The organism is Treponema denticola (genome assembly GCF_024181405.1).
Classification (GTDB): Bacteria; Spirochaetota; Spirochaetia; order Treponematales; family Treponemataceae; genus Treponema_B; species Treponema_B denticola_D.
In genome coordinates, this window is sequence record NZ_CP051302.1 from 2,370,280 (window position 1) to 2,385,754 (window position 15,475).

General features: G+C 37.2%; 12 protein-coding genes and 1 pseudogene. 7 read left to right on the forward strand and 6 right to left on the reverse strand.

Annotation, left to right across the window (positions count from 1 at the left end):
* Positions 1–118: 118 nt before the first annotated feature.
* From HGJ18_RS11060 to gyrA, 5 genes are all read right to left on the reverse strand, one after another.
* On the reverse strand, positions 119–928 hold the full coding sequence (locus HGJ18_RS11060) for a DUF6994 family protein (protein ID WP_253696496.1): 810 nt from the start codon (positions 926–928) through the stop codon (positions 119–121).
* 69 nt (positions 929–997) lie between these two features.
* Positions 998–1,837 carry a 23S rRNA (adenine(2030)-N(6))-methyltransferase RlmJ gene (gene rlmJ, locus HGJ18_RS11065; protein ID WP_253696498.1) on the reverse strand — a complete coding sequence of 280 codons (840 nt, stop codon included), beginning with the start codon at positions 1,835–1,837 and terminating at the stop codon, positions 998–1,000.
* Between the two features lie 3 nt (positions 1,838–1,840).
* On the reverse strand, positions 1,841–3,244 hold the full coding sequence (locus HGJ18_RS11070; RefSeq protein WP_253696500.1) for an MATE family efflux transporter: 1,404 nt from the start codon (positions 3,242–3,244) through the stop codon (positions 1,841–1,843).
* Positions 3,245–3,294: 50 nt separating this feature from the next.
* A complete protein-coding gene (locus HGJ18_RS11075; RefSeq protein WP_253696502.1) occupies positions 3,295–4,032 on the reverse strand; it encodes a potassium channel family protein in 738 nt (245 codons plus the stop codon).
* A gap of 9 nt (positions 4,033–4,041) precedes the next feature.
* Complete coding sequence (gyrA, locus tag HGJ18_RS11080) at positions 4,042–6,489, reverse strand: DNA topoisomerase (ATP-hydrolyzing) subunit A (protein WP_002672933.1); 2,448 nt, start codon at positions 6,487–6,489, stop codon at positions 4,042–4,044.
* A 143-nt stretch (positions 6,490–6,632) separates the two neighbouring features.
* Here gyrA and HGJ18_RS12890 point away from each other — a divergent pair.
* From HGJ18_RS12890 to HGJ18_RS11090, 3 genes and pseudogenes are all read left to right on the forward strand, one after another.
* Positions 6,633–6,974: pseudogene (locus HGJ18_RS12890) on the forward strand (very short patch repair endonuclease); the annotation flags it as partial.
* A gap of 72 nt (positions 6,975–7,046) precedes the next feature.
* Positions 7,047–8,333, forward strand: a complete 1,287-nt coding sequence (locus HGJ18_RS11085; RefSeq protein ID WP_253696504.1) for a DNA cytosine methyltransferase — start codon at positions 7,047–7,049, stop codon at positions 8,331–8,333.
* Positions 8,311–9,396: an HpaII family restriction endonuclease gene (locus tag HGJ18_RS11090; RefSeq protein WP_253696506.1), complete on the forward strand. Its 1,086-nt coding sequence runs from the start codon at positions 8,311–8,313 to the stop codon at positions 9,394–9,396. The genes HGJ18_RS11085 and HGJ18_RS11090 overlap by 23 nt, the downstream gene beginning before the upstream one ends.
* 108 nt (positions 9,397–9,504) lie before the next feature.
* Here the strand turns inward: HGJ18_RS11090 and ftcD are convergent, their stop codons facing one another.
* Positions 9,505–10,404 (reverse strand): glutamate formimidoyltransferase, encoded by a 900-nt coding sequence (ftcD, locus tag HGJ18_RS11095; protein ID WP_253696508.1) that lies wholly within the window; start codon positions 10,402–10,404, stop codon positions 9,505–9,507.
* Positions 10,405–10,599: 195 nt separating this feature from the next.
* Here ftcD and HGJ18_RS11100 point away from each other — a divergent pair, with 195 nt between their 5' ends.
* The 4 genes from HGJ18_RS11100 (at position 10,600) to HGJ18_RS11115 (ending at position 15,464) form a co-directional block, all read left to right on the forward strand.
* On the forward strand, positions 10,600–12,030 hold the full coding sequence (locus HGJ18_RS11100) for a cysteinylglycinase (protein WP_253696509.1): 1,431 nt from the start codon (positions 10,600–10,602) through the stop codon (positions 12,028–12,030).
* 75 nt (positions 12,031–12,105) lie between these two features.
* A complete protein-coding gene (locus tag HGJ18_RS11105) occupies positions 12,106–12,912 on the forward strand; it encodes a class I SAM-dependent methyltransferase (protein ID WP_253696510.1) in 807 nt (268 codons plus the stop codon).
* Positions 12,913–13,076: 164 nt separating this feature from the next.
* Positions 13,077–13,841: a Fic family protein gene (locus HGJ18_RS11110; RefSeq protein ID WP_253696511.1), complete on the forward strand. Its 765-nt coding sequence runs from the start codon at positions 13,077–13,079 to the stop codon at positions 13,839–13,841.
* Between the two features lie 66 nt (positions 13,842–13,907).
* The gene (locus HGJ18_RS11115) at positions 13,908–15,464 is read left to right on the forward strand and encodes a hypothetical protein (RefSeq protein WP_253696512.1); all 1,557 of its coding nucleotides are present in this window, start codon (positions 13,908–13,910) and stop codon (positions 15,462–15,464) included.
* The last annotated feature ends 11 nt before the right edge of the window (positions 15,465–15,475 follow it).

The window sequence follows — 15,475 nt, forward strand, 5'->3', positions numbered from 1 at the left end:
CAAATCCAAAAATCAATTCATGTTTTTATCTCCAGTGTTTTACACTATGCACATACCATTCGCTTAACCTGCCTTGCATAGTAATGTCAGCGTTGAAGCAGATGTTAGATAAATAGCTTTAGTACATTTTTATTAGTAAATCCTTGAACATCTTCTTTGAACGAAAGTTGATTATATCATTAACTTGACTAATATATTTTTTAACGAATTCAGAATATAGTTTTTGTATTTTTTCATCAATAGATTTATATTTCCAATGATAAATATAAGGTTCAAATAAAATTTTTACCTTTTTATTTAAAAGATAAGAATCCAGATAATTGACCTCACAAAATATTTTTATATTATTTATTTTTTTGAAGTAAAAATCATTTTCTTCTATTAGCATCGAGAGAACTGCATCATTCCCATCAAATTTATTCAAACACTTATTCAATTCATTTAAAAAAATATCAAAATAATCGTACCATCCACTACCGACACCTCTGTAACAATTAATAGATTTCTTACCTTGTTTTGTTATATTTGGCATTAACATAAAATTACCAAGTGTTACATATTTTTTCTTAAACTCAAGTATTGTATTTTCTAAGGAAGAATTTGTAATATATTTTTTATATTGGTTATTTCTTCCAAATAATGTATTGTAAGTATTCAGAGTATCTCCTCTGTAATTTTTACCTGTTCCAATATCATCAAATGCTAAATCAGGTATTTTATTAAACCAAATTAAATACATTATTGCTCTTGCTAAATCTGTATCATCTTCATCAAAAAATCTGCCCTTGCAACCGAAATAATTATCATCACACAAATCTGAAAATGAAAAGCTGACAAGCTTATTAATATCTCCATTTAAGTATTTTGAATTTACAAACTCTGTTATTATATTTTTGCATGTACCAATATCTGTTTTATATTTATTCATTAACACTCTCTCGGTCTAAGCGTCCACTCAACGCCCTTTCCCCCACTATATCACAAAGCCCAATAATCTTCAATCTAACCCGGCGCTCACTTTCTCAATATATCCGCATATTTCTTTCAGTTTTTCTTCCAAGCCCCATGGCGGATTTGTGATTAAAAGGCCTGAGCCTTGTAAGCCGTATTCATTTTCAGAATCTATCTTGTTTGAAAAATGCTTGACCTCAATGTTTAATATTTTATTGCTCATAGCCTTAGTGATTCGGTTTTTTAGAGCTCGGCACTCTTCGGTTTTGTGATTCAATATGGGATACCAAATTATAAAGATACCTATGGGCCATTTTTTACAGACCTTTTCGACAGCCTCTGCAATCGCTGTATAGTCAGAATCGACTTCGTAGCTTGGATCAAACAAGGCAAAGCCCCGGATAGGAATAGGCGGCGTAAGTGCCCTGACAGCCTCATAGCAATCCCTTTTGTGTACATGAACATTTTCTGCACGCTTATAAATTTCTTTTAATTTTTCGGCTTCGGCAGAATGTAAATCGCATAAAATCAAATTGGATTCTTTTTGTAAAAATGAACGGATGATTTCAGGAGAGCCGGCATAAGAGGAATTTTCATCATAATTTTTTAGGCAAAAATCCAGATAGGCTTTGAAGTCTTCAGGTATTGGAAGAGGCAGTTTTTCTTTTTTATATAAATCTAAAAAGCGGATTATCCCTTCTTCCGCTTCGCCGGTTTTTAAACTCCATTCGCTTAAAAGATTATAGTAAGCACTTCCTGCATTTAAATCGAAAGCCGTAAATGGCTTTTGCTTTTGGGTGTAGAGTTTTAAAAAAGAAAAGAGAACCGAGTGCTTAAAAACATCGGCCTGATTTCCTGCATGAAAGCCGTGACGATAACTCAGCAAATTTTAAACCCTCTTATTACACCAAACCCCTTTGCGGTAGTGATATAGAATGACTATAAATTCGGCTGCCTCCGAAAAAATATATGAAGTCCAAACGGCAAATAGGGGAAGGTGTAAAATATTTACAACCAAAAATAAAAACGGGATTTGTACAAACCAGCGAGAACCCAAGGTAGAATAAAGTATGGGCCTTGTATGACCTGAACCTGAAAAAACCACAGCGAGCCCCAATCCCATAGATAAAATTATAAAGGAAGGATAAAATATACGCAACATTAAACTACCCTGCAAAAGCATTGACGGATCATTTGGGAAGAAAAACCGCAAAAAAGTTTGAGGCGTTCCCATAATTATGACTGCAAAAATTCCTACTACAGAGGCTGACATAAAAGCGTTTATCTTAGAAGTAAGCTTTGCTTCCTTAACATTGTCTCGGCCAAGGCTTTGACCTATTAAAGTTGCTCCGCCCATATTAAATCCGAAAATAGGCATAAAGGCACACTGCGAAAGCTTACCTCCGACCCCTGCAAGAGCAACTGCATCTGCTCCGTAAACTGTTACGAATTTCATAATCGTTACCTGAGCAAAGCTGCGGACAAGTGAGTTAATGCCTGAAGGAAGTCCTATGAGTAAAAGGTCGGCATCTATTTTTTTGTCAAGTCTAAAAAGACCTCTAAAGCTTATTTTTACCTTGCGCCTTCCGCTTAAAAGAATCAAAAATCCGTATAAGAAACTTATAGTTCGGGCTGTTACTGTTGCAAGGGCTGCACCAAAAACACCCATACCTAAGCCCGGGATACTTGTTCCGGGAATTATATCGAACATAAAAACAGGATCTAAAACCAAGTTTATGATGGTGGATATTATCATAATGTGAAGGGGTGTTTTTGCATCTCCGGTACATCTAAAAATCGTATTTACCGAATACGAAGAAAACATTATAGGAATAAAAAAGATTCTCAGCCATCCGTATTCTAAAGCGGAATTTAAAACTTCTTGATCCGGAAGAAAAAACCATAAAATCGGTTTTAAAAAAATGGCTAAAAGAAAAGCTGACATTATTGCAAGCACAACCTTAAAGCTGATAGTCTGTTCGGCAATACGCTGAGTCTTTTCCATATCGCCTCGGCCGTAGTTTTGCGAAATCATTGACACAGAACTTGCACCGGCGACTTCATTCAAAATAGTAAAAAGCATGTATATGGAAGAAAAGAGGGTAACACCTGAAAGAGCCGTCTTAGATATCTGCCCTACCCAAACCATATCGACAATATCATAAAAGTTTTGCAAGCCTGCGGAAATCATTGTAGGATAGGCCAGCTTCCATAAATTTTTAGATATTTTTTTAGGTTTTAATTGAAGACCGGTTTCATCACAAACACACTTTGAGCAGGATAGATTTTCCATAACAGCACACTCTCCTTTAGGCTTTAAATCGGCAATCTCCCAATTATCAACTATACTTTTTTTGAAGAAAAAAGATTTTTAAAGATTGACGGCTTTATATCTCCATCTTTTTTTAAATTATTTTTTAGGCTTATCTTACCGCCGGAAAAATTATAGATGTGTTCTTCAGAGGCAACAACTAAAAGAACATCATCATCTTCAAATTTATACTCAGGGTCATCCATAAAGATAAAGTCTTCGCTTTCTTTTTTTCGGCGGGCTATAATGTTTACCCCCATATCTTTTCTGATATTTGATTCGGCAAGGCTTTTACCGACATATCGTGCTTCTACTCCGACTTCGGCAAGGGCAAGATTTTTTGAAATAGGCATAAATTTAAGAAGGAGGTCGGCGGCTAAAATAGGGGTCGTTCTTTTGGCTGCTTCACTGTCGGGATAAATTACACTGGTGGCCCCGACGGTTTTTAAAAGTCTTCCGTGTTCGTCGGATTGGGCACGTACAACAATGTTTGCAATGCCTAAATTTTTTAATATTGTCGTGCTAATTACTGAAAGCTCCACCTTGCGGCCGAAATCTACGATTACCGTATCCACCTTGGAGGGAAGAATTTTGCGTACTGAAAGCTCACTTATTTCTTCAAGTACAATTGCAGAAGAAGCCTTTGGTTTATACATTTCGATAAGGTCTTTATTTTGCTCGATGATCATAACCTCAGCCCCTATTTTTATAAGCTCATCCAACATTCGTACTCCGAATGTTCCTAAACCCATAATCGCAAATTTTTTCATAAACTTTACCTATTCTTCATCGCGGGCAACAACATCAAGCCCGATAAGCATATCGGGACTTTCAATATCCAATATTCTTACACCCTGTGCAGACCTTCCCATAGTGCCGACAGAGTCTACGCTTATGCGGATAGTTTTTCCTTGACCCGTTATGCAGACAACCTCATCGTCATCAAAGACGGTAAGAAGCCCTACAACTTCTCCCGTTTTTTCCGAAAGGGTGTAGATACGCTGTCCGCCGGTTCCTCTTCCGTGAGCGGAAAATTCGGAAAACTCCACACGCTTACCGTAGCCGTTTTCGGTCATAACAAGCATTTTTTGATTTTCCGTTACTCGGAGTGCACCTGTAAGCTCATCCTCGGAAGAAAGCTTTATTCCGGTAACACCTCGCGACGAACGCCCTTGAGAGCGGATGTCCTCTTCGCTGGTGCGGAGGGCCTGACCTCGGCGGGTAATCAGCATGATTTCGTCCTTGCCGCCTGTAAGAATTGCACTTACCAGTTTATCGCCCTCATCAAGTTTTATAGCGATGATTCCGCGGGTTTTTGCATTTGCAAAATTATCGGTTGTTACTTTTTTTACAACACCGCCCGCTGTTGCCATCAAAAGATAGGTTTTATCATCGAATTCTTTTAAGGAAACAACGGCCGTAATTTCTTCATCGGAAGAAACCGAAAGAAGGGATTTTATGTGAGAGCCGCGGCTTGTTCTGCTTGCTTCCTGTATTTCATGCACCTTTAACCAGTAGGCCTTTCCCGCATTTGTGATAAACATAATATAGTCATGGGTTGAGGCTGTAAAAATCTGATCCAAAAAGTCGTCTTCGGCAAGGTTTGCAGAGTTGGAACCCTTACCTCCCCTGTTTTGACTCTTATAGGCTGTGGCAGGAATACGCTTAATATATCCGAGGTGGGAAATTAAAATAACCATCTCTTCTTTTTTGATAAGGTCTTCGATATTGAGCTCTTCAACCTCATCGGCTACTATATCGGTCTTGCGTTCATCTCCGAACTTTTCGGCAATCTCGTTAGTTTCTTCCTTTATTAAGGCTAAAATCTTTTCGGGATGGGCAAGGAGGTCTTTTAAGTGAGCGATTAGAACCTGCAATTCCTGTAACTCTTTTCGAAGGTCTTCGATTTCCAAGCTTGTCAAACGCTTTAGCTGCATATCGACTATGGCCTGAGCTTGAACATCATCAAAGCCGAACCTTTCCATTAAGCCGTTTTTTGCCGTTTGCGTATCGCGGGAGGCTCTTATTATTTTGATAACTTCATCTATATTGTCGATGGCAACGATGAGGGCTTCCAAGATATGAGCTCTTTCTTCCGCCTTACGCAAATCGAATTTTGTTCTGCGGGTAACTACATCGACCCTGTGCTCGACAAAGTATTTTACAAGAAGTTTTAAGTTAAGGGTTTCAGGCCTTCCGTTTACAAGAGCAAGGTTTATAACTCCGAAAGAAGATTGAAGAGCTGTCTTTGCAAAAAGTTGGTTTAAAACGACCTTTGTAATAGCCCCCCTCTTTAGCTCTATAACAACACGCAAACCCGTTCTATCCGAAGTTTCATCGTTTACGTTTGCGATTCCGTCTATAATTTTTTCGCGGGCCAATTCCCCGATGCGGGATACAAGGGTAGTCGTGTTTACCTGATAGGGTACTTCGGTAAAGACTATTGTTTCTTTTCCTTTTTTATCGACCTCGATTGTAAATTTACCGCGTACCAATATTTTTCCGCGGCCTGTTTTAAAGGCTTGTTTTATTCCCTTTCGTCCGTAGATAACTCCGCCTGTCGGGAAATCGGGGCCTTTCATATATTTACAAAGCTCGTCTATTTCAATTTCGGGATTGTCTATGTAGGCTGAAACCGCATCGGCTATTTCGCGTAAGTTGTGGGGCGGCATATTGGTTGCCATACCGACGGCAATTCCGCTTGAGCCGTTTGCAAGCAAGAAGGGAAATTTAGCCGGAAGAACAGTCGGCTCTTTTGTAGAATCGTCAAAGTTCGGAATAAAATCGACTGTTTCTTTTTTTATGTCCTCGACCATGGTTTCGGCTATTTTGGCCATCTTAGCTTCCGTGTATCGGTAAGCCGCGGGCGGGTCGCCTCCTATGGTTCCGAAGTTTCCTTGGGGATAAATAACCGGATAGCGGAGAGAGAAGTCCTGTCCAAGGCGGACGAGGGCATCATAGACCGAAGCGTCGCCGTGAGGGTGGTAACTTCCTAATACATCACCTACAATCTTAGCACACTTTCGGGTGGGGCCTGAACTGCGTAAGCCCTTTTCTTCCATCGAATAAAGGATTCGCCTATGAACGGGCTTTAGGCCGTCCCTTACATCGGGCAGGGCTCGGCTGACGATAACTGACATTGAATAATCTATGTAGGCTCTTTTTACTTCATTTTCGATAGGAATCGGAATTACGGCTCCGCCTTCCTTAGTTTGTATCTCTTCCACGCATTATACTCCTAAATTCGAGCCATTTTAGCATAAAAAAGGGGCTTGGTCAAGGAATGGAGAAAAAGCTATATTGAGTGTTTTTGTCAACAATAATTGCTTTTTTTTGTTTTTTAGTATATTATTTTTAGGAAGTATGATCTATGGATAAATTAACGAAAGAACAACGACGAAAAAATATGCAGGCAAATAAGGCAAGCGGTACAAAGCCGGAACTACTGTTAGAAGAAGCAATGTTGTCTGAAGGCTTGTTGTTCATCAAAAACGATAAGTCGGTTTTTGGAAAACCGGATTTTGTATTTACAAACTTGAAGCTTGCTGTTTTTGTTGACGGAGAATTTTGGCATGGAAAAGATTGGCTAACAAAAAAATTAGACCACAAAACAAATCAAGAATTTTGGATAAAAAAAATAGAAAGAAACATAGAGCGTGATAAAGAAGTAAATGAATATCTTAAAAAAGAAGGCTGGAAAATTTTACGGTTCTGGGCTAAAGATATAGAGCAAAAATTGCCGACTTGTATTTATAAGATCAAAAAAGTAATCGGAGGTTTAAAGATGGAGTTAAAAGATAAACTGGATTTAACATCTTTCATAGGTACCAAATTTAAAAACGAATCTGAAGAAGAGCAAAATATGAAAGCAGTTGTAACTCATTACTTGCTAAATGAACACATGGAAAATAACGAGTTATATAAATCTGAAGCTGTCAAGTTTACTCAAAAGGCAATGACTTACTCTTACCCCGATAAAGAAACGGATTCTGAAGCTGCCGAAAAAGCCCTACAATACGGTATTTTTGATTCACTCGATGTTCCTTTTCCTCCACCTAATAATCCTAAATTTACTTTTATAGATTTATTCGCAGGCATAGGAGGATTTAGAATTGCTTTTCAAAGTTTAGGTGGAAAGTGTGTATTTACTAGTGAATGGGATAGTGAAGCCAAAAAGACCTATTTGGCAAACTTTGGAGAACTTCCCTTCGGAGATATTACAAAAGATACCACAAAACTATATATCCCGGAACACTTCGATATATTATGTGCGGGATTCCCATGCCAGGCTTTCTCTATCGCAGGTAAAAGAGGCGGTTTTGAAGACACGCGAGGTACTCTTTTTTTTGAAGTAGCAGATATATTAAAGCAAAAGCAACCCAAAGCTTTTTTTCTTGAAAATGTAAAGGGCCTTAGAAATCATAATAAAGGAAAAACATTAGAAACAATTTTAAATGTATTGAGAAACGATTTAGGATATTTTGTACCTGAACCACAAATAATAAATGCAAAAGATTTTTGCCTTCCTCAAAACAGAGAAAGGATATTTATTGTTGGATTCCATCCCTGTACAAAAATCACGAAATTTGCTTATCCAAAACCCATTAATAAGGATACAAAATTTTTAGATGTTAAGGAAAAAAATGTTGTTCCCACAAAATATTATTTATCTACTCAATACTTAAAAACACTTAAAGAGCATAAAGAAAGGCACAAAAATAAAGGAAACGGATTCGGCTATGAAATTATTGATGACAACGGTATAACAAATGCTATTATGGTTGGAGGTATGGGCAGGGAAAGAAACCTTGTATTTGATGACAGAATAACGGATTTCAAACCTATGACAAATATCAAGGGAGAAGTAAATAGAGAAGGCATAAGAAAGATGACACCGAGAGAATGGGCCAGGCTTCAAGGTTTTCCGGATGAATTTATTATTCCGGTTTCTGATGCTTCCGCATATAAACAATTCGGTAACTCTGTGGCGATTCCTGCGATTAAAGCGACAGCAAAAAAAATATTAAAAGAAATAAAGGAGTATGAAAATGGAGAAACTAAAGGGAAATAAAGGAGAATGGAGTGAGTTATATGTTTTATTAAAAATTATTGCTGATCAGAGTCTATATGCAGGCGATAGCGAATTAAACAAAATGGAAAATCTGATTTTCCCTATAATAAAAATTTTAAGAGATGAAACAAGCGGTAAATTTCAATTTTCATACGATGGAGACTTAGTCATTATACAGAAAGACAAAGAAATATTTAGATTACCCATAAAAAGATTTGAAGAGCAATCAAAGATTTTATTGACAAAACTGCAAGAGAAAACAACTACTACTTTTTATATAGAAGAATTAGAAAATTTTATACATTCTTTCGGTAGTAACAGTATAAAGGCAAAGTCCTCTATAAAAAGCGATATAAAAATAATTATTCATGACCCTATAACAGGTTTTAATCCCGAATTGGGCTTCAGTATAAAATCTCAACTAGGATCACCATCAACATTACTTAACGCAGGAAAAACTACAAACTTTATTTATGAGGTAAAAAATTTTCATCCTGATGATAAGACTTTGAACCATATAAACTCGATAAATTCAAAAACAAAAATAAAAGACAGGCTAAAAAATATATATCGGCAAGGAGGAAAATTAGAGTATATTTGTACAGAAAATAAAGTATTTAATAATAATTTAACTTTAATAGATAGTTGTTTGCCATTAATAGTTGCAGAACTATTAAAAATATCCTATTCATCATCTTTATCAAATATATCTCAGCTAATTACAGAATTGGAAAAGAAGAATCCCGCTAATTTCGATGTAACATCTTATCATCCATTTTATGCATACAAGATTAAAAAGTTTTTAATGGATGTAGCATTAGGAATGATGCCAGGTAGTGTCTGGACAGGAGAATTAGATGCAACCGGTGGATATCTTATTGTAAAAGGTAATGGAGACGTATTATGCTATCACATATATAATAAAAATAAATTTGAGGACTATCTTTTTTATAACACCAGGCTTGAAACAGCAAGTAGTACGAGACATGATTTCGGAAAATTATATTATGGTGAAGATAAAAGATTGTTTTTTAAACTAAATCTACAAATAAGGTTTCTATAATTATAGTTAATGTGGTCGCAGGATTATTGTTTCCCTTAAGTCCAAGCATAAAAAACAGATTACCGAGTATTCCCGATAATCTGTTTTTTAAAAATTCTTATATCAAATCTATTCGAGTAATCTTGCTTCAATTATTTGGCTGAATTCAAAGTTTTCGATTTGAAGATAATAAGAAGCAACATCCATTAAGGCGGCCATCGGGGTAAGACCGACAATTTCGGTACCGACGATATTTACGCCGTAGCGTTTTGCTTCCATTTTTACCATTTCGTAGGACTGATAAAGAGAAGTCTTTGTATAGTCCGTCATGTTCATTGAAACTTGAACAATTCCGCGCTCCGTAAGGTCTACACCCATTGCTTTAACAAAGCGTAAACCGCCTCCTAAAAAGCGGACTTTTTTTGCAATCTTGTCAGCAATTGAAAGATCGTTTGTGGCCAAGTTCACGTTAAAGGCAACGAGGGGCATTCGGCAGCCTACAGCCGTAACACCTGCAGAAGGATGAATTTCCGTTCCGCCGAAGTCGGGTTTCCATTCGGGCTGCTTTACCTTTTCAGCCATGCCTTCAAATTGTCCTTTTCGGATATTGGAAAGGTTTTCACGTGCAGGGGAAGATGCCGATTTTTCGTATAAAAATACGGGTATCTTGTGCTGCTCCCAGATGAGCTTTCCAACCTCTTTGGATAATTCGATACATTCTTCCATTGTGGAATTTTTAATCGGAATAAAGGGGACAACATCGGTAGCTCCCATTCTGGGGTGGGCTCCCTCATGCTTGCGTAAGTCAATGAGACTAGCGGCTATTCCGATAGCTTCTACTACGGTTTTTTTAAGTTCTTCGGGTTCACCGATTACGGTTACAACAGAGCGGTTATGATCCTTGTCGGATTCGTAATCAAGCAGTTTTACATTTTCTTTTCCGCGGAAGGGGGCTATAATCTTTTCCAAAACTTCAGGATCGCGGCCGTTACTAAAGTTGGGAACACATTCAATTATTTTGTTCATCATAAAAAACTCCTAAGACCTTCAACGTCTTTCACAAGTGTAACATAAAAAAAGGTCTTAGACAAGATAATAAGAACCGTTTATAATAAATATTGTATAGTGCATTTAATACCTCCGTTGTACCTTGCCGTTAATCAATAAAAGATGTATACTCTAATTGTAAAGTAAACATAACTTTAATACAATTTTGGAGGAACTATGAAATTTAATATTGCAAAAAAAGGCGGTGTAGCTGCCCAGTTGGTTTTTGAAGAAAAAATTGAAGGCGGCTATCTTAATCATTTGAAGGAAAAAGAATTATTTTCCGGAAAGGCGGAAGAGGTTTATTATACTCTCGATTCCAATCTTAAAGCCCAGCTTTTTATCGGTCTAGGTAAAGAAGAAAAAATTGACTTGGAAGTTTTAAGAAAAACCTTTTTTAAGGCAGCAAGTGAGCTTTTAAAGAATAAGGTAGAAGAAGTCGAGCTCAATATTCCTAAACTTAACAATCTATGTAATTATAAGATGGCTGAGGCTATTGCAGAAGGTATGCTCCATGCCACCTACAAATACGATAAGTTTAAAAGCGATCGTAAAGAACAAACCGAAATTACGGTTAATTATAATCCTGAAAAAGGCAAAGAAGACAGAGCCGAAAAAGGTATAAACGAAGCCGTCAAACTTATGGAAGCGGTTTTCTTAACCAGAGACTTGGTAAACCAGCCGGCAAATGTAATCTATCCTGAAACCTTGGCTAAAATTGCCAAAGAAAAACTTGAAGCTAAGGGTGTCAAGGTTATAGTCCACGGCAAAAAAGAAATTGAAGCCCTCAAAATGGAAGCCTTCCTCAACGTAGCCAGAGCAAGTACCAAGGAACCTAAACTCATCGTTATGGAATACTACAATAATCCCGGCTCCAATGAAAAAATCGCTCTTGTCGGTAAGGGTTTAACCTATGACAGCGGCGGATACGCAATTAAGCCGGCTACAAGCATGGTTGATATGTTTACGGATATGGGTGGCTCAGGTACGGTCATTGGAGCAATGCATGCACTGGCCGACCTCAAAGCAAAGGTAAACGTTGTCGCTGTTGTTGCTTCTTGCGAAAACATGATTTCGGGAGACGGCTACAGAAACGGAGATATTATCGGTTCAATGAGCGGCAAAACTATCGAAATTATTAACACCGATGCCGAGGGTAGATTAACCTTAGCCGATGCCGTTTATTATGCTACCAACAATTTGGGAGCCACTAAGCTGATTGACCTTGCAACCCTCACCGGCGCTTGTGTATCGGCCCTTGGAGAACAGGTCAGCGGCGCCGTTACAAACAATGATGAGTTCTTTTCAGAACTTGTCAAGGCAAATGAAAGAGCCGGCGAAATTGTCTGGAGAATGCCCACTATCGAGTATTATAAAAAAATGAATGAATCGAAAGTTGCAGATATAAAAAACTCAGGCGGAAAATTAGGCGGAATGATGACGGCCGGTCTCTTTGTCGGCTCATTCCTTGCAAAAGAAGATATCCCGTGGATTCACATTGATATCGCCGGCACGGCTTACATTACCGAAAAATTCGGCTACCTAAAAGAAAACGCCACAGGAACACTCGTAAAGAGTCTTTACTATATGCTAAGCAAAGAAGCTTAAACAGCTCTTACTCATGCCGCAGGGAAGCAAATATCTTTCCTGCGGCATTTTTATTGTAATAAGGAGAATTATGATATGAGTACAAAAAATTTACTTGATGGTGTAGAAGATACATTATATATCCCGCTTGCAGCAAGAATATATGCATCCGAAAAATTCCCTAATTTTTTCTATGATGAAAAAGCATTGTCATTAAAACAATATATACCGACGGATAACATAGAAAAGAATACTACCGAATATTTTTATATGGCCAGTGTTTGCAGACAACAAACAATAGATAAAAAGATAATAAAATTTCTTGAAGAAAATATTCAAAGCAATGTAGTATTTTTAGGAGCCGGTTTAGAAACTGCCTATAATCGTATTAATAATGTTAAATCTAACTTTTATCAAATAGATTTACCTAACGTTATAGATACCAGAAAAAAAGTACTAGGAAATGCAGATAATGAAAAACTGCTCTCGGGGGATATGTTTACTCTTGATTGGGTAAAAGAAATAGATACTTCATTGCCGACTATGATTGTTGTTTCGGGAGTATATCAGTACTTCGATGAAGGTAAAATCATAGAGATGATTAAAAAAATGAAGTCTTTAATTCTTAAAGGAGAATTGGTATTTGATGCAACAAATTCTACCGGATTAAAATTAGCTAATAAATATGTCCAAAAGACCGGTAATGTTAATGCTAAGATGTATTTTAGTATCGATAACCCAAAGGAATTTGCAAATATTACTGATACAAAACTTATAGAAGTTGATGGATTTTTTGATGGAGCATTAAAACATTGCAAGGGATTAAAATTCCTAACCAGAATATATATGTATTTCGCCGATAAATTGCATAGAACATTGGTTCTTCACTTAAAATTCAATTAGGGTTGAATGTAAGAGCTTATATGAAAATATAAATACGCCGTAAAACTTTCTTCAAAACAATTTCAGCTTTGAAAATAAAAAAAAGATTGTTCCTTTCTATGCCGCTTTTTGTATTTAATTTTTTTGATAAAAGTGGTATAATAAGAAGAGGTTTTGAGGCTGTTATGGATTCCTATTTTATATGTTCCGAAAGTGATAATTCTACAATTATTTCCGGCAATCCCATTCTTAAGAGATTGAAGGAAGAAAAAGCTCATAAGATTATGGGCGGGCTTTATCATGAACTTCAAATACGCATGACATATAACTCCAATCACATTGAAGGAAGTTGTTTATCCCAAGAACAAACACGTTACATTTTTGAAACCAAAACCATAGATACCGGAAATAAGGCTATTCTCGCAGATGACATTATAGAAACGATTAATCATTTCCGAGCGATAGATTATTGTATTGATGTTGCAGAAGAAACATTAAGCGAAACTATAATCAAAAAAATCCATTATATTTTAAAAACAGGAACAGGAGCGGAGGATCTTGCTTGGTTTAAAATAGGAGATTATAAACTTAAACCCAATATGGTTGGAGGTATTGAAACAACGGAACCAAATGAAGTTTCTACGGCAATACAAGCCCTGCTTTTCGATTATCTAAAAAAACAGAATATATCCTTTGAAGATATTATTGATTTTCACTATCATTTTGAACTTATTCATCCATTTCAAGACGGAAACGGAAGAGTAGGAAGGTTGATTGCATTTAAAGAATGTTTAAAACACAATATTGTTCCCTTCATTATTGAAGACGATAAAAAATACTTTTATTATAGAGGACTTAGAGAATATACAAAAGCCTCCGGCTATTTGATCGATACGTGTTATGACGGTCAGGATGTTTTTAATGACTTAGTAAAGGCTTTTGAAGTTTAAACATTTTTTAGTCTTGACAAACCCCATCTCTTTGAAAATTAATCTTAAATAGTATATAATATAGTTATGAATCAGGATAGGGTTAAAGAAATTTTGCTTGAGACGGCGGATACTGAGCTTGAGTTTTCTGTTGTTTTTACGGGAAAAAGCAGCAAAAAGGTAAACGGGCTTTATAAGCCGGATACGCACGAAATTATTCTTCATAATAAGAATTTTGCAAATGATAATGAGCTTATTTACACGGCGGTGCATGAATATACTCATCACAAGCAGTGTGAAAAAGAGGGCGGTTTTTATTCAACACGGGTACACAGCCCCAAGTTTTGGACACTCTTTCACAGCCTTTTGGCTGAGGCCGAAAAAAAAGGCTTTTATAAAATCACTCTTGAGGAGTCGCCCGAACTTTTAGAATTAACCGATGAAATCAGACAAGTTATAATGGTAGAAGACGGTAAACTTATGAAAGAACTCGGCCGCCTGCTTGGAAAGGCCCGGCCTCTTTGCAAAAAAGCCGGTGTAAGATATGAGGATTATGTCGATAGGGTGCTCTGTCTGCCTAGGGCATCCGCAACTGCTATCGAAAAAATCAGTGCCTACAATGTAAACCCTGCCATCGGGTATGAGGCGATGAAGTTTGTGGCCAATATAGGCAATGCGGAAAAAAGGGCTGAGGCAGAAGAAATGTTTTTAAAGAAGACAAGCCCTGCAACAGTCCGGGGCACGATTTCTAAAAAGAAAGAAGAAGATCCGCGGCGCACCTTAGAAAAAGAAAAACGGCGTTTGGAAAAAACCATTTTAAGTCTTCAAGCAAAACTTGAAACCGTCGAAAGCCGGCTTGCCAATATGCCGGTAAGCCCATTTATAATCGCAGTGATTTTTTCTATCTTTATGTCCCTGCCTATGGTTGGGCAAAACTCTAATCCGATTCCTATTCCGTCCGTGCCTCCTATTCCCGGTATGCCGGAAATCCCTAAACCGAATACAATAAACCCCGTAATGCCTCAGGTTCCCTCAGCCCCGGAATTTTTAAAAACAAGCAATCAGCCTAAGACTGAAAAAAACGTAACAAGAAAAAAAATAAGCCCTGCCGAAATGATAGAGCGCTTAAACTCAAGCCAAGGCGGTGCTTTTGCAAAACGGCTGATGAGTACCCTCATCGAAAATGACGATCAGGGCTTTGATGTTCTAAACAAAATTATTGAGGAACTTTCAAAGGAAGATTTGCAAGGATTCCCTATTCAAACAGTAGAGTCCAAAAATAAAAAAAGCGTTTTAATAAAGAATTTTAATTTTAACGGAAAAAATATGTTGGAAGAATTCGGCCCCTTTGCTGTGTCCGACATAACGGCCGATAAAAGTTTTTTTATGGCAGCAGAATCAAAGGCTGCAGCAGCAGGCCAAAAAAACGGAGAGCGGTTATATATTTTTGCAAAACGGAACATAGCCAGAACCTACAAGCTCTTTGTGGAAATAGACCAAGACACCAAAAATCACAGCTCATTATTTTTTAAGTTTTTTAAAAACTCTCCCTTTGATGCAAGGCTTGACCAAAATATTTTATTTTCTCAAATAAAAACCGATAGACTTGATTTGGATGCGGTTTTTGACCTAAACGCAGAGTAAAGGTAAACTAT

Coding starts and splice junctions, on each gene's coding strand:
- HGJ18_RS11105 (WP_253696510.1), top strand. CDS start 12,106: ATGAGTACAAAAAATTTACTTGATGGTGTAGAAGATACATTATATATC.
- HGJ18_RS11115 (WP_253696512.1), top strand. CDS start 13,908: ATGAATCAGGATAGGGTTAAAGAAATTTTGCTTGAGACGGCGGATACT.
- HGJ18_RS11085 (WP_253696504.1), top strand. CDS start 7,047: ATGGAGTTAAAAGATAAACTGGATTTAACATCTTTCATAGGTACCAAA.
- HGJ18_RS11100 (WP_253696509.1), top strand. CDS start 10,600: ATGAAATTTAATATTGCAAAAAAAGGCGGTGTAGCTGCCCAGTTGGTT.
- HGJ18_RS11090 (WP_253696506.1), top strand. CDS start 8,311: ATGGAGAAACTAAAGGGAAATAAAGGAGAATGGAGTGAGTTATATGTT.
- HGJ18_RS11075 (WP_253696502.1), bottom strand. CDS start 4,032: ATGAAAAAATTTGCGATTATGGGTTTAGGAACATTCGGAGTACGAATG.
- HGJ18_RS11060 (WP_253696496.1), bottom strand. CDS start 928: ATGAATAAATATAAAACAGATATTGGTACATGCAAAAATATAATAACA.
- HGJ18_RS11070 (WP_253696500.1), bottom strand. CDS start 3,244: ATGGAAAATCTATCCTGCTCAAAGTGTGTTTGTGATGAAACCGGTCTT.
- ftcD (WP_253696508.1), bottom strand. CDS start 10,404: ATGATGAACAAAATAATTGAATGTGTTCCCAACTTTAGTAACGGCCGC.
- HGJ18_RS11110 (WP_253696511.1), top strand. CDS start 13,077: ATGGATTCCTATTTTATATGTTCCGAAAGTGATAATTCTACAATTATT.